Source organism: Bifidobacterium asteroides, assembly GCF_019469425.1.
Taxonomy (GTDB): Bacteria; Actinomycetota; Actinomycetes; order Actinomycetales; family Bifidobacteriaceae; genus Bombiscardovia; species Bombiscardovia asteroides_I.
The window spans coordinates 153,549-167,795 of record NZ_CP048272.1; the positions used below are offsets into that span (position 1 = coordinate 153,549).

The following is a 14,247-nucleotide window of genomic DNA, read 5'->3' on the forward strand; positions in this document are numbered from 1 at the left end:
CTGGACTGCCAGACTGAACCCGTGCAAGAACAGTGGAAGGCGCCCATGGAGGAGGCCCTGCGGCTGGCCGGCTTGGCTGGAGACCGTGGGGACGTGCCCGTGGGCGCTCTGGTCTTGGATGCCTCGGACCGCGTCATCGGCCGGGGCTTCAACCAGCGGCAGGCCCTGGGCCGTCCCCTGGCTCATGCCGAGATGGAGGCCATCGGGAAATCCGACGTGGGCTGGGATCTGGCCGGGTGCACCATGATCGTGACCCTGGAGCCCTGCCCCATGTGTGCAGGGGCGCTGATGGCTTGTCATTTCAGCAGGGTGGTTTTCGGAGCCTGGGATCCCAAGATGGGAGCCTGCGGGTCGGTCTGGGATCTGCCCCGTGACCCGCACACCGGAACAAAGGCCGAGGTGCTGGGTGGTGTGTGCGAACAGGCGTGTGCCAGGATTCTTGCCGATTTCTTTGCACGGCACCGCCAGGGCTGAGCCTGTTTTTAGCGGTGGTTGTGATTGGCCATGTACTGCTGGAAGACCGGGGTAACCTGGAGGGCCGCCCAGATGCAACGCAGGACGATCAGGCAGAGGTAGGCGGCGAACAGATTGGCGCCCACTCGCGCGCTGACCCCCGAGGCCGCCCAGGTGCCCACAGGTGTGGTCAGAGCGGCCACGATTCCCAGAAGCAGCCCCTGACCGGCGTGGACCAGGTGGTGCCGCAGGTTGGTGAACGTTCCCGACAATGAACTGGGCAGGATGGCCAGCAGGGAGGTTCCCCTGGCGATCAGGTCGCTGGCGCCCAGCAGAGCCAGGGCGGGCACCGCGATGGCTCCGCCGCCGACACCCAGCAACCCTGACAGGGTTCCGATCAGGACGCCGACCAGCAGAATGATCAAGGCCATCACTGGGCTCAGCTGGATGCTGCTCTCCCTTGAGGGCGTGGACAGCAGCTGCTGGGCAATGACTGCCATGAGGAAGCCCACGTAGAGCCATCTGAGGATCACCTCAGGAAGCCGGTCCAGCAGCCAGGTGCCGACCTGCGCCCCAATGACCGTGCCCACGGCCAGCAACAGAGCCGCCAGCCAGTCCACATGCCCGCTCAGGGCGTAAGAGGCCACCCCGGCCAGCGACATGGGGATCATGGAGGCCAGCGACGTGGCAGAGGCCTGCCGTTGCTGCAGTCCGGTCCATACCAGGGCAGGCACTATGATCGATCCGCCGCCGATGCCGAACATCCCCGACAGGAATCCGCTGATCACGCCCACCAGGACCAGGATGGCCAGGGTCCGCCGGTCCATCCCTCCGGCTCCTCTCTGCTCTCTTTGCATGGGTTCTAGCCTATGCCGGTGTTTTTGCCGGGATGGCTGGATGTCCGCTTATGCTCCTATCGGCGTCGATTAGGCGTGGCGAGGCTTTCCACGCTGCAGGAATCCACGCATGCTCCAGTCCTTATGTCCACTATGCGAACGTTGTCCTGGTCCCCTTCTGCCGTCCCGGCATACTGCTTGGTATCCCTCGGGCCGGTCCCCGAAGGTGCGTCGCCTAGTCAGGAAAAGAAGAGGGTGTATTTCGATGCGATATACGGTCATCGGTGCCGGAGCCATGGGCTATCGTCTGGGTGTGCTGCTGCAGGAGCAGGCCGGCCTGCAGGTGGATTTCGTGGATACCTGGATGCCCAATATTGACAAGGCTCACGACCAAGGAGGCGTCTATGTCTCCCGCGATCATGAGAATCGGCATTTGGTGTCCGTTAATATTTACACCCCTGAGGACTACAAGGGCGACCCCGACGTCTGGATCGTCATGCTCAAGCAGATGCAGCTGGAGGCCGTCCTGGAGCGTTGCGCACCGCTCTTCCGCGACCATCAGGTGGTCGTCTCGGCCATGAACGGCTGGGGTCACTTCGACAAGCTGCTCAAGTACTTCCCCCAGGAGCGGATCTATGGTGGCACGGCCATGATCGGCACGGTCCTCAATGGGCCCGGCGACGTGGATTTCATAGGCAAGTCCGGGGCCGGCTCCCTGCACCTGTGCGCCATGACCGAGCAGACCACCGACCTGGAGCGCAGGATGGCCGAGGACTTCAAGGCCGCCAACCTCAACCCCATCCTGACGGAAAACTTCGAGGGCACCTGCCTGGCCAAGATCATCTTCAACTCGGTGGTCAACACCATCTGCACCATGTATCAGATCACCATGGGCCAGTTCGTCTCCTACCCGGGCGCCAAGGATATGTCCCGCCAGCTGATTGACGAGGCCTATGACGCCTGCGAGAGGGCTGGCAAGCAGCTGATCCAGACCCGTCAGGAGACACTGGACGAGGTGGACTATGTCAGTCGGGTGAGCAACCCGCTTCACTACCCCTCCATGTATCAGGACATGTCCAAGGGCCGCCCGACCGAGGTGGACTACATCAACGGCTACCTGGCGCGCCTGGGCCGTGAGCATGACTATGTCTGCCGGACTCAGGAGTTCCTGACCCACGGTGTCCACCTGGCCGAGCTGGCCTTCCGTGTTCACCACGAAGAGCAGGTCGGCCAGAGCTGATGCAAACAGCTGCTGAGCGGATTTCCATGAATTACTTTCCTAAGTAAGAAAAACACGCCCTTCCAGACAAGTTAGCCGCGGGTTCTTAGCATGGAGCCTGATTCATCAGCCTCGGCGACCGGCATCGCCGGGCTTATAGCGGAGGTGTCATGGAGGTTCATCGCGGCGGCCCGAGGATGGGGTCTTATCAGAGCAAATCGAATCTGGGGGTTCCCCTCAGGTTGGTTTACATGGAGCAGTCCGAGCTGTCCCTTGCTGCCCTTTTCCCGGGGAGGGGTCTGCCGCGAATAGTTCACTGGGGCGATCCAGTGGCCGATCCGCAGGCCCTTCTGGGAACCTATGACGCTCTGGCCCCGCAGCGGGTCTCAGGAGGACTGGACCTGACGGCCTGGCCCAGCATCCTTCCGACCCAGTCTGAGGCTTGGACCGGACAGCGCCGACTGCGCATCTGCCGCAGCGGTGTTGAGGTCTTTTGCCGCTTCCAGGTGGAGTCAGTCGATTTGGGCGCAGCCCAGGTCCGCCCTGACGGCTCCGCCGTTCCGACGCTGAGAGTTCAGGTATGCGACCGGGACCAGGGCGTGGGGCTGACTTGGCAGTGCCAAGTGCTTTCGTCCGGTCTAGTCAGGCAGCGTGCGGACTTGTTCAACCTGGATAAGGTCAGAGAGCTGGATGTCAACGGCTTGGAGCTGGCTTTCCCCTTGCCGGCCGAGGCAAGCGAGATTCTGACCACCACCGGTCACCACCTGCGCGAGCGCAGCCCGCAACGCCAGCCATTGACCGTAGGCCGTCTGGAGCGTTCAAGCTTGGTGGGCCGGCCGGATTTTGATTCCTCCCTGGTCATGTGCGCGGGTCGACCCGGGTTCGGATTCGAGCATGATGAGGTATGCATGGTCCACTTGGGTTGGAGCGGCAATGGTCTGCTCAGCGCCGAGCGGATTCCTTCAGCTCCCGCATTGCTGGGCGGCGGCGAGATTCTGATGGCGGGAGAAATCGCGCTTCCTCCTGCTGATGGCCATTCCGGCCAGCCAGCGTATTCCACGCCCTGGCTCTATGGTTCCCGGGGCAAAGGGTTGGACCAGGCGGCCAATAGGTATCATGCTTTCCTGCGATCCCTGCATCCCGGGTTGGCCTCACATCCCAGGCCTGTCACTCTGAACACCTGGGAGGCGGTCTACTTCGACCAGTCCTATGACAAGCTGGCTGCCCTGGCCGAACAGGCCGCCCGTATAGGTGTGGAGCGTTTTGTCGTTGATGATGGCTGGTTCCAGGGCAGGCGTTCGGATGAGGCCGGACTGGGGGACTGGTCCATCGATCGGCAGGTATGGCCCGAAGGGCCTAAGAGCCTGGAGGCTCTGGCTGCCAAGGTGCATCAGCTGGGAATGGAATTCGGCCTCTGGTTCGAACCCGAAATGATCAGTCCAGACTCAAACGTCTTTCGCGCACATCCTGACTGGGTCATGTCCCCGGGGCCTTCCCGGCTGCCTGTCGAAGGCCGCAACCAGCAGGTCATGGATCTGACCAATCCCGATGCCTATGGCTATGTGTTCGATGCCATGGACTCGCTCATTGCGCTTATGAGCATCGACTACATCAAATGGGATCACAATCGTTACGTGACCGAAGCCTGCTCGCCCCGGTCGGGACGTCCTGCCATGCATGCGCAGACCGAGGCGGTCTATAGAATCATGCGCGACCTGAAAACCAGGCATCCTGGCTTGGAGATTGAATCCTGCGCTTCGGGGGGCGCACGCATCGATCTGGGCGTATTGGAATATGCTGACAGGGTCTGGGTCTCGGACTGCGTGGATCCGGTCGAGCGGGCTGACATCCAGCGCTACACATCCTTACTGCTGCCGCCGGAGATGATGGGTGAGCATGTGGGCGATTCCCCGGCCCATTCCACCGGCCGTGCCAGCTCGCTCGGTCTGCGTGCGGCCATGGCTTTCTTCGGCCATATGGGCGTGGAATGGAACCTGCTTGCCGTGCCCCAGGATCAGCTGGATGAGCTGGGGCGTTGGATTGATCTTTATAAGCAGTGGCGGCATATGCTGCACACCGGTCGTGTAGTGCATGGCGACGCACCCGACCCGGCAGTCCGCTTGGATGGAGTAGTCTCTGCTGGCGGCTCGCAGGCGCTCTACCGCTTCACCCAGTTGACCTCTTCGGTCAATTACCCTCCGCAGCCCTTGGCGCTTCCCGGTTTGGATCCCAAGGCTGATTACAAGATCAGACCCTTGGGTGTCTGCTGTGACCTGGATCGGATCGGCAACGGACAGAGCCCTCTGGCCTGGTGGCGTTCCCAAGGCGTGGTCCTTCCGGGCGCGGTCTTGGGCGCTCAGGGAATCCGGCCACCGGTCATTCACCCGGCGGAGGCAGTGATTTTTGAAGCGAGCCGTATCTGAATCCGTCCAGTCGTTTCCTCGTTCATTCGGGCTTATCGGCCTCTCCGGGGCCCTGCAGGTACCGGGCAATTGCTCTGGCCGCCGGTGCTTGGGCCCAGCGGAGCCAGTCGCCGTCAATGATTTTCACGGGAACCTCGACCATCTGGCTGTGGCGGAATGATGCTGTGCCCTTGCGTACGGATTCGACGCACCTTTTCATCAAATAGGAAGTCTCCCCGCCAACCAGAACCTTGTCAGGCAGGGCCACGTTGGCCACCAGAGCGATCAGCACCCCTAGCCGATAACCGGTCAGATTGAGCAGGGTCTCCGCCTGTGGCATGTCCTCCTCCAGGTCTTTGACCAACTCGTCAAGGCTGGCAGCCTGCCCGATGGCATGCGAGTACTGCTCAGCCAGGGAGCCTGTAGTCAGGCACTGGGCGCAGCCACGATGACCCAGATAGCAGACCGGTCCGTCCGGATCCACCAGCTGATGGCCAATCAGCCCAAAACCCTCATCCGGTGAGGAGACAGGCATGCCGTGCTCGCTCAGGGCATAGCCGATGCCGGATCCCATGGTGATCAGAGCGAAACGATCCAGCCCGATGCCCTCGCCGAACCATCCTTCGTACAGGGCCAGAGCATCGAGATCGTTGAAGACCAGACAAGGCAGATCACATGTATTCTCCATCTGGGTGGCAAGATCAATGGGTTCGCTCCAGTGCAGGAAGGGGGCGTAGGTGACGATCCTGTCTCCCTCCGCCCGACCCCCAAGGGAGATGGCAAGGCCGGAGGGGCTGGGCAGCCCGGCCTGGCTGATCTCGCGCATGCATTCCTGGGCAAGGTCTGACAGCATCCTTACGACCTGGCCTGGGCTTCGCTGTCGAATGTGATGACTGTGGGGCTGGCCGACGGGTCGGCAGGCCAGGTCCGTCGCCGTGGCCAGCGCGGTGCCGCCGTGAAGATTGATGCCGATGAAGGTCTTGGCTTCCCGGCGGATGATCAGAGCCTGCTGCGGTCTGCCTACGCTATTGGAGCTATGATTGCCGTCATCCTGTCTTCCTGGGTCTTTCTTTGCCTGCGGCAGTGTGCCTGCCTCTCTGATGACCCCGCGGTGGGTTAGATCGTTGGTGATGCGCGATACGGCACCCTGGGTCAGGTTGAATCGCCGTGCCAGAGCTACTCTGGAGATCGGGCCGTGCTGGAGGATCTCAACGGCGATGCGGTGGGTATATTGGGAGGCCGTGAACCAGGCTGGGAACGGCCGTGCTTCTCCTAGGCGGTAATCGTTCTCGTGATGGTTTGAGCTCTGGTTGTCTCTGTCGGCCACGGTGCCTCCTTACGGAAAATTGGTCCGACCTGATTGCGGACAAACCCCATGCACTGAACAGCATATCTTAATTACTTTCTTAACGAAAGGAACTCGCCGGGGCTGGGAATGAAATATCCCTGTCTCCTATGCTGGTCCGCAGAATCATCTAGGTCATTGTTGCCCGTGCGGATGGTAAAGGAGCCAAATATGAAGGATATCGGCAGTAGGGAGGGATCCGGGCTTGGTCGAATGACGACCTGGGTTCGCAACGGAGTCGCCTCGCTCCTGGCTCTGCTGACCGTCGTGGCCATGGCGGGCTGCGGCTCAGCAGATTCAGGCCAAGTCACTCTGGACTTCTTTCAGTTCAAGTTCGAGGCCGCCGACCAGTTCAAGGCCATGGTTGCACAGTTTGAGAAGGAGAATCCTGACATCAGGGTGAACATCAATAATTCGGCCGATGCCCAGACGGATTTGCGCACTCGTCTGGTCAAAAACCGGGTGCCCGACGTCATCACCTTCAACGGCGATATCAGCTTCGGCATGTTCGCGGCATCCGGGGTCTTCCATGATTTCACTGACGATCCCTTGGTCAAGGGGCTCAATCCGGGCATGGTGTCGATAGCCAGGAATCTGGTCCAGACCAAGGATCCTTCGGCCAAGCGCCTGTATGGCCTGCCCTTTGCCGGCAACGCCAGCGGGTACATATACAACAAGACGCTTTGGCGAAAGGCCGGGCTTGACCCTGACAATCCGCCGCGCACCTGGTCGGAGTTCACGGCTGTCATGGACAAGTTCAAGTCCCTGGGCATCGAACCTGTGCAGGGCACTCTCTCTGATTCCTGGACCGCCCAGGCCCCCTTGGCGTCACTGGCGGGGACCCTGGTCCCCGAGAGCAGATACAGGGATCTGATGGCTGGGAAAACCGATTTCAAGACCCTGTGGACGGAGCCGGCTCGGCGCGAGGTCGAGCTCTTCAGCCATTCCGCTGGCGACAAGGGCGTCACCTACCAGCAGGGCACCCAAAATATGGCCAAGGGCAAGGTGGCGATCCTTCCCCTGGGAACATACGCCATACCGCAAATCAGGATGATCGAACCGGATGTGGACCTCGGATTCGCCCAGATGCCCGCGAATGATTCCCGCTCCCGGCAAATACTGACGGCTGGCGACGATGTCATGCTGACCATGGGCGCCAACACCAGGCATCCCAAGGAGGCCATGCGGCTGATCCGTTATCTGATGCAGCCCCAGCAGCTGCGCACGTATGCCAAGGCCCAGACGGCCTTCACACCGACCAGAAAGGTGGAGGCAGGTGATCCGGCCCTGAACGGGGTTCTTCCCTTCTTCCAGCAGAACCGCTTGGCCGACTTCTGCGACCATTACATCCCCTCTTCCATCAATATCGGCGGCTATCTGCAGACAATGGTCACCAAGGGGGATGTGGATGGCTTCATCGGTTCCATGCAGAACGAATGGGACAAGGTCCAGGCAAGGAACTTCCAATGATGAAAGGTCAGGATTCAGACATGGCACAATCCAAGGTCGTCGGCATCCGTACTGCTGACGCCGCAGCCAAGGCCGGAAAACGGCCTTCAAGGTTCTCCAATCGCAAGGTCGACCGCGCTTTCTACTGGATGGCGGTCCCTGCCGCCCTGATTTTCACGCTCTTCCTCTATGTGCCCTTCCTCCAGGGCGTGGCCTACTCTTTTACGAATTCCCAGGGATACGGGCGCTTCTCATGGATCGGCTTCAAGAATTACGGCGCCCTCTTCCGTGACGGCCGCGTGGACCACGCTTATCTGTTCACTTTGCTGATCGCCATCCTGATCACCCTGCTGGTCAACTTCATCGCCCTGTTCATCTCGGTGGCGCTGAATGGAAAGATCGCTTTCAAGAACGGGTTCCGGGTCATCTATTTCATCCCCTACACGCTCTCGGTTCTGGTCATCGGCTATGTCTTCAAATACATCTTCATGACGCCCCTGCCGGCTCTAGGCAAGGCCCTGGGCATCAGCTGGCTCTCCCAGTCCCTGCTGACCAGCGAGCACTATGCGTGGATCCCCATCGTCTTCCTCTCGGTTTGGCAGGCGGTGGCTTATTCGACCCTCATATATCTGGCGGGTCTGCAGACCATCGACTCGGAGGTTTATGAGGCTGCATCCATCGATGGCGCCAACGAGTGGCAGAAATTCTGGAGGATCACCTTCCCCCTGATCGGCCCATTCTTCACCATCAATCTGGTGCTGACTCTGAAGAATGCCTTCAACACCTTCGATCAGGTGGTGGCCCTGACCGCAGGGGGACCGGATTCCAAGACCGAAACAGTCACCTACCTCATCTACAAGGGCGGCCTTACCGGAGGGGAGTACGCCTACCAGACAGCGAACGCGGTCATGTTCTTCATCGTCCTGGCCGTGATCGCGTTCATCCAGCTGGGCATTTCCAGAAGAGGGGAGAAGGTCTGAGATGGCACAGACAGCGCTTATGCAGCCGCAGACACCGGCACGATCAGCAGGAAGAGGGGGAAGGCGGCATGGGGGATTCCCGGGGTCGCGCCTCAAGAGGGTCAACTGGTGGCTGACGGCCACCGTGGCTGTCCTCTCCCTGACGATTCTCGTGCCGCTCTACTTCACCGTGGTCACGGCTCTGAAGACCCCTGCGGAGGCCGGAACCTTCAGCCTGCCCTCTTCCTGGCAGTGGCACAATTTCGCCGATGCCTGGAACAAGGTCAACTATCCCAAGGCTGCGCTGAATTCGGCCATCGTCACGGTCTGCGCAGTGGCACTCACCCTGCTGACCAACACCTTCGTGGCCTATGCCGTGGCCAGGAATATGGACAAGCGCTTCTTCCGCTTCCTCTACTACTTCTTCATCGCGGCCATGTTCGTCCCCTTCCCCGTGGTCATGCTTCCCATCGCCAAGCAGTTCGGCAGCTGGCACTTGGACAACGTACCCGGTCTGATCCTGCTCTACGTGGTGTTGGGCCTGGGCACCAACCTCTTCATTGCCACGGGATTCATCCGATCCATCCCTACAGCTCTTGAGGAGGCCGCCCGCCTGGACGGCGCAGGCACCTGGAGGATATTCTGGACCATCATCTTCCCGCTGATGGGTCCGATCAATGCGACCATCGCCATCACCACGGCCCTCTGGGCCTGGAACGATTTCCTCATGCCGCTGATCGTCCTGACGGATCAGACCAGCCAAACCATCCCTCTGGCGCAGTATGTCTTCAGCTCCCAGTTCGCCACCAACTACCCGATGGCCTTCTCCAGCTACCTGATGGCCCTGGCGCCCATCCTGATCGTCTACCTGTTCGCACAGAAGTGGGTCATCAGCGGCGTTATGAGAGGAGCTGTCAAGTAGCCCAGCCAGGACAGGCAGTCAGGGCGGCCTATAGTGGAGGTCGCAGAACAAGGAAGTCCCAGGAATCCAATCTTCGTGAGGAGGGCCATGACCCAGGAAGAACGCATGCAGCTGCCCGATAGGGTGCGGACCAACGGAGCCGCCCCCAATCCCTGGTGGGCCAACGCGGTGGTCTATCAGATCTATCCGCGGTCCTTCCAGGACACCAACGGTGACGGCTACGGCGATCTGCCGGGCATCACCCAGCGGCTGGACTACTTGGCCGACCTGGGCGTGGACGTGATCTGGCTGAGCCCGGTCTACAAGTCTCCTCAGGATGACAACGGCTACGACATCGCCGATTATCAGGACATCGACCCCATCTTCGGCACCATGGACGATATGGACGAGCTTCTGGACCAGGCCCACCGGCGGGGGATCAAGGTGGTCATGGACCTGGTGGTCAACCACACCTCGGATGAGCACGCCTGGTTCCAGGCCTCCCGCAACAGGGAGGACCCACACGCCGACTGGTACTGGTGGCGGCCCGCCAAGGCCGGCCACGAACCCGGCACCCCTGGCGCAGAGCCCAACAAATGGGGGTCCTACTTTGGAGGCTCCGCCTGGCAGTACGATCCGCAGCGCGGCGAGTACTACCTGCACCTGTTTTCCAAGAAGCAGCCCGACCTCAACTGGGAGAACTCACAGGTCCGGCAGGCTGTCTTCGGCATGATGAACTGGTGGATGGACCGGGGCATCGACGGGTTCCGCATGGATGTGATCGTCATGATCTCCAAGACCGTCGACTCCGAGGGCCGCCTGCCCGGCGAGGACGGATCGGCCATCGCTGACGGTCCCGTGGGGCCTGAGGGGTACTCGTCCTCGGTGCCCTTCTGCGTGGACGGCCCCAGGCTGGATGAGTTCCTCCAAGAGATGCGCAGCCAGGTCTTCCAGGGTCGGCAGGGTTACCTGACCGTGGGGGAGGCTCCCAGTCTGGCGCCTGCCCGCAGCGGGCAGATCACCGACCCGGCCAACCACGAGCTGGACATGCTCTTTCTCTTCACCCAGACCGAGGTTGACACCGGGGACAGCAAGTGGGACATCCGTCCCTTCCGGGTTCCCCGGCTCAAGGCGGCCATGGACGAGCAGCAGCAGGCTGTGGCCAAGGCCGGATGGGCCAGCCTCTACTTCGACAACCACGATCAGCCCAGAATCGTCTCCCGTTGGGGCGACACCTCCAGCGAGGAGCTGCGCTCGCGTTCGGCCAAGGCCCTGGGGCTCCTCCTGCACATGCACCGGGGGACCCCCTACATCTATCAGGGCGAGGAGCTGGGCATGACCAATGCCGGCTTCACCAGCCTCGACCAGTACCAGGATCTGGAGTCCATCAACCTCTACCATCAGCGGGTCGATCAGGCGCACGAGCAGGATCCGGAGTCCATGATGGCCGCCCTGGCCTATATGAGCCGCGACAACGCCCGCACCCCCATGCAGTGGGACTCCACCAAGTTCGCCGGCTTCACGGCTCCATACGCTCCCAAGGAGCCCTGGCTGGCCGTCAATCCCAATAGGGACAAGGTCAACGCCAAGACCGAGCTGCGTGACCCGGACTCGGTCCTGGCCTTCTACCGGGAGCTGATCCGCCTGCGTCATACCAATCCGGTCGTGGCGGCCGGCGGCTTCACCCTTCTGGATCCGGATGCGGACCAGATTTACTCATTCACCCGTTCCCTGGACCAGGCGCCCGAGCCCAAGTCGGGACCCGAGGCTGCCAGCGTTCTGGATGCCCTGCCCTGTCAGCGCCTTCTGGTTGTGGTCAATCTGAGCAGCCGTCCGGCCTCACTGCCGCCTGAAACCGCCGCACTTCTGGGCCTGGACCAAACCGGATTCACCTCCATGGCCCTCGGAGCGGTGGATCCCGATCGGATCCTCATATCCACCTACAGACCGGAGCAAACCGCCAGCTCCCTGCTGACCGGCCGCCTCTCCCCCTGGGAGGGCTTCGTCTACCGACTCTGAGGAAAACCCCGCCGTCGGCACGCTTTCCAGGCTAGAGTGGAAGTCAGCGATGCCCTGATGGGCCTGTGCGGACCGGTCGGGTCCGCGGGTCCCGGGGCGATGGGTTCGCGCTGTGGTCAATCCCGACGATTCCGGCGCGGACGGGAAAAGAAAGCGGGTTGCATGTCTCGTCTGATCATCGTCTCCAACCGTTTGCCCATGTCACTGCAGGCACAGGAGGACGGTTCTTACACCTTGCGCCAGAACGTGGGGGGACTGGCCACGGCCATCGGCCCCTACCACCGTTCCCATAAGGACTGCCTCTGGATCGGCTGGAGCGGCATCGATCCTCAGAAGTACTCGGAAAAGGAGCTGGACCGCATCCGTCAGGCCTACCGGGAGAGCCGGTGCATTCCTATATTCCTGAGCAAGGAGGAGCTGAACGGATACTACGCCGGGTTCTCCAACAACACCCTCTGGCCGCTCTTCCATGACTTCTCGCATGAGGCCGTCTTCCGCCAGGAGGACTGGGAGATGTACCGCAAGGTCAACATGCGTTTCGCGCAGGTGGTGGAGCCGCTCATCCGCAAGGGCGACACCATCTGGGTCCAGGACTACCACCTGATGCTCCTGCCCAAGATGTTGCGCGAACGTTACCCCGATGCCTCCATCGGCTGGTTCCTGCACGTGCCCTTCCCCAGCGCCGAGATCTTCCGCTCCCTGCCATGGAGCCGCGAGATCCTGGAGGGTGTCCTGGGCGCCAACCTGATCGGCTTCCATACGGTGGACTTCTCCGCCAGCTTCCTGGCTTCGCTGCACAGGCTGCTGCCCGAACTGCCGGTCAACCGGGACGGCGTGGTCGAAATGCCTGACGGCCACCGAGCAGCCATCGACGCCTTCCCCATCGGCATCGATTACAACCTCTACCGGCGTACCGCCCACTCCAGCCTGGCTCGGGCCATGCGGCGAGGGATCGACGAGGTCTGCGGCAAGTCCCCCCGTCATCGCTATCGCACATCGGTGACGGCTGAAGGGGTGGCGGCCAACGAAGCCGCCGCATCGGATGCCAACTGGTGGAGCCACTACATGAAGGAGGACATCCCCGAGTCCACGCTGGCCAAGCAGGCGGCCTCCTCGGTGGGCAGCCGGTCCAACAAGGTCATCGTCTCGGTGGATCGTCTGGACTACACCAAGGGTCTGCCCGAGCGGCTTCAGGCCTTCGGCCGCATGCTGGACAAGTACCCTGAGTGGGTGGGCCATGTCACCTACTACCTGCTGGCCACCCCCTCGCGTGAGGTCGTCGAGTCCTATCAGCGGCTCAAGGCCCAGGTGGACCAGTTGGTGGGGGAGATCAACGGCCGCTACTCCCTGCTGGCCTGGACCCCCATCCACTACATCACCCGCTCCCTGTCCATCAAGCCTGTCTGCGGCATCTACACGGCCGGCGACGTAGCCCTGGTCACCCCCCTGCGCGATGGGATGAACCTGGTGGCCAAGGAGTACCTGGCCTGCCATGACGGACGCGACGGCACCCTGGTCCTGTCGGACATGTGCGGGGCTGCCGACGAGCTGACCGATGCCTTCATCGTCAATCCCTACGATATCGACATGGTCTGCGAGGCCCTGCACAACGCCCTGGAGATCACCCCCGAGGAGTCCAAGCGGCGCAACATCCGCATGCAGGCCCGACTCAAGGTGCGCACCGCAGCCAACTGGTGCACCTCGTTCCTCGACTCCCTGCGGCAGGTGTCCACTCCGGGCATGACGGACAGGAGGCTGCGTATGGATCACCACAACGCCATCGTTCATCAGTGGGACGGCGCCCATCGTCGTCTGGTCCTGTGCGACTATGACGGGACGCTGACCCCGCTTGTTCGCCGTCCTGAGCGGGCCAAGCCCACCCAGGCCCTTCGCCGCCTGCTGACCCAGGTGGGGAGCAATCCCGATGTGGACTTCCTGCTGGTCTCCGGCCGCAGCCATCAGATCATGCAGGACTGGTTCGGTGACCTGCCGGTGGGGCTGATTGCCGAGCATGGCGCCTGGAACCGCAACCTGCCCGGCAGCGACTCGGAGGAGTGGCAGCGGGCGAAAGGCCTGCCCGACTCCGATACCTGGCAGAAGGTGATCCGGCCCATCATGGATGAGTCGGCCACCAGGGTCCCCAACTCCTTTGTGGAGAGCAAGTCCGATGCGGTGGCCTGGCATTACCGGATGAGCGATGCCCAGGTGGCCGACCAGGAGCGTCAGGATCTGCTCCATCGCCTGCGCGGAGTAGTGGTCGGCCTGGGGTTGATGATCATGGAGAACTCCAAGGTCGTCGAGGTCACCCCTGTGGCCACCAGCAAGGGCCAGGCCATCCTGCCCTTCGTCAACAGCGGCGACTACGACTTCATGATGGCCCTGGGCGACGATGAAACGGACGAGACCATGTTCGCCGTCATGCCTGATAAGGGCTGGACCATCAAGGTCGGGCCCGGCCAGACCAAGGCCCGGTTGCGGGTCAACGATCCGACCGCGGTCACTCTGTTGCTGGCCGACCTGGGTGCCGGTGTGGCCCGTGACTCCAATGAGCCCGTGGCATCCCACGACTTCCGCGACGACCATACCGTGGTCGACGAGGCGCATGCCCAGCTCACTGACGACAAGTAAGACAGGCGACCACTGCCATCACCGGCGACTGTTAGG

At 61.9% G+C, this 14,247-nt stretch carries 10 protein-coding genes; 8 read left to right on the top strand and 2 right to left on the bottom strand.

Annotation, left to right across the window (positions count from 1 at the left end; translation table 11 throughout):
• Positions 1 to 21 precede the first annotated feature (21 nt).
• Positions 22 to 474 carry a nucleoside deaminase gene (locus GYM67_RS00550; RefSeq protein ID WP_258561511.1) on the top strand — a complete coding sequence of 151 codons (453 nt, stop codon included), beginning with the start codon at positions 22 to 24 and terminating at the stop codon, positions 472 to 474.
• Positions 475 to 482: 8 nt separating this feature from the next.
• Here GYM67_RS00550 and GYM67_RS00555 read toward each other — a convergent pair whose 3' ends face one another.
• Positions 483 to 1,310 (bottom strand): sulfite exporter TauE/SafE family protein, encoded by an 828-nt coding sequence (locus GYM67_RS00555; protein WP_220236657.1) that lies wholly within the window; start codon positions 1,308 to 1,310, stop codon positions 483 to 485.
• A 244-nt stretch (positions 1,311 to 1,554) separates the two neighbouring features.
• On the opposite strand from GYM67_RS00555, the gene GYM67_RS00560 reads away from it, so the two are divergent.
• Positions 1,555 to 2,529, top strand: coding sequence for a ketopantoate reductase family protein (locus tag GYM67_RS00560; RefSeq protein ID WP_220236658.1), 975 nt, complete (start codon positions 1,555 to 1,557; stop codon positions 2,527 to 2,529).
• Between the two features lie 176 nt (positions 2,530 to 2,705).
• Positions 2,706 to 4,931, top strand: a complete 2,226-nt coding sequence (locus GYM67_RS00565) for an alpha-galactosidase (RefSeq protein ID WP_220237328.1) — start codon at positions 2,706 to 2,708, stop codon at positions 4,929 to 4,931.
• Positions 4,932 to 4,953: 22 nt separating this feature from the next.
• Here the strand turns inward: GYM67_RS00565 and GYM67_RS00570 are convergent, their stop codons facing one another.
• Positions 4,954 to 6,237: an ROK family transcriptional regulator gene (locus GYM67_RS00570; protein WP_220236659.1), complete on the bottom strand. Its 1,284-nt coding sequence runs from the start codon at positions 6,235 to 6,237 to the stop codon at positions 4,954 to 4,956.
• Between the two features lie 231 nt (positions 6,238 to 6,468).
• Here GYM67_RS00570 and GYM67_RS00575 point away from each other — a divergent pair, with 231 nt between their 5' ends.
• The 5 genes from GYM67_RS00575 (at position 6,469) to otsB (ending at position 14,211) form a co-directional block, all read left to right on the top strand.
• A complete protein-coding gene (locus GYM67_RS00575) occupies positions 6,469 to 7,725 on the top strand; it encodes an ABC transporter substrate-binding protein (RefSeq protein ID WP_220237329.1) in 1,257 nt (418 codons plus the stop codon).
• A 20-nt stretch (positions 7,726 to 7,745) separates the two neighbouring features.
• A complete protein-coding gene (locus tag GYM67_RS00580) occupies positions 7,746 to 8,684 on the top strand; it encodes a carbohydrate ABC transporter permease (protein ID WP_220236660.1) in 939 nt (312 codons plus the stop codon).
• 1 nt (position 8,685) lies between these two features.
• On the top strand, positions 8,686 to 9,585 hold the full coding sequence (locus GYM67_RS00585; RefSeq protein ID WP_231578752.1) for a carbohydrate ABC transporter permease: 900 nt from the start codon (positions 8,686 to 8,688) through the stop codon (positions 9,583 to 9,585).
• Between the two features lie 87 nt (positions 9,586 to 9,672).
• Complete coding sequence (locus GYM67_RS00590) at positions 9,673 to 11,583, top strand: glycoside hydrolase family 13 protein (RefSeq protein WP_220236661.1); 1,911 nt, start codon at positions 9,673 to 9,675, stop codon at positions 11,581 to 11,583.
• A 162-nt stretch (positions 11,584 to 11,745) separates the two neighbouring features.
• Positions 11,746 to 14,211 carry a trehalose-phosphatase gene (gene otsB, locus GYM67_RS00595; protein WP_220236662.1) on the top strand — a complete coding sequence of 822 codons (2,466 nt, stop codon included), beginning with the start codon at positions 11,746 to 11,748 and terminating at the stop codon, positions 14,209 to 14,211.
• The last annotated feature ends 36 nt before the right edge of the window (positions 14,212 to 14,247 follow it).

Bases quoted from the DNA above. Each gene is read 5' to 3' on its own strand.
- GYM67_RS00555 (WP_220236657.1), bottom strand. From the start codon at position 1,310: ATGCAAAGAGAGCAGAGAGGAGCCGGAGGGATGGACCGGCGGACCCTG.
- GYM67_RS00560 (WP_220236658.1), top strand. From the start codon at position 1,555: ATGCGATATACGGTCATCGGTGCCGGAGCCATGGGCTATCGTCTGGGT.
- GYM67_RS00565 (WP_220237328.1), top strand. From the start codon at position 2,706: ATGGGGTCTTATCAGAGCAAATCGAATCTGGGGGTTCCCCTCAGGTTG.
- GYM67_RS00575 (WP_220237329.1), top strand. From the start codon at position 6,469: ATGACGACCTGGGTTCGCAACGGAGTCGCCTCGCTCCTGGCTCTGCTG.
- GYM67_RS00580 (WP_220236660.1), top strand. From the start codon at position 7,746: ATGGCACAATCCAAGGTCGTCGGCATCCGTACTGCTGACGCCGCAGCC.
- GYM67_RS00585 (WP_231578752.1), top strand. From the start codon at position 8,686: ATGGCACAGACAGCGCTTATGCAGCCGCAGACACCGGCACGATCAGCA.
- GYM67_RS00590 (WP_220236661.1), top strand. From the start codon at position 9,673: ATGACCCAGGAAGAACGCATGCAGCTGCCCGATAGGGTGCGGACCAAC.
- otsB (WP_220236662.1), top strand. From the start codon at position 11,746: ATGTCTCGTCTGATCATCGTCTCCAACCGTTTGCCCATGTCACTGCAG.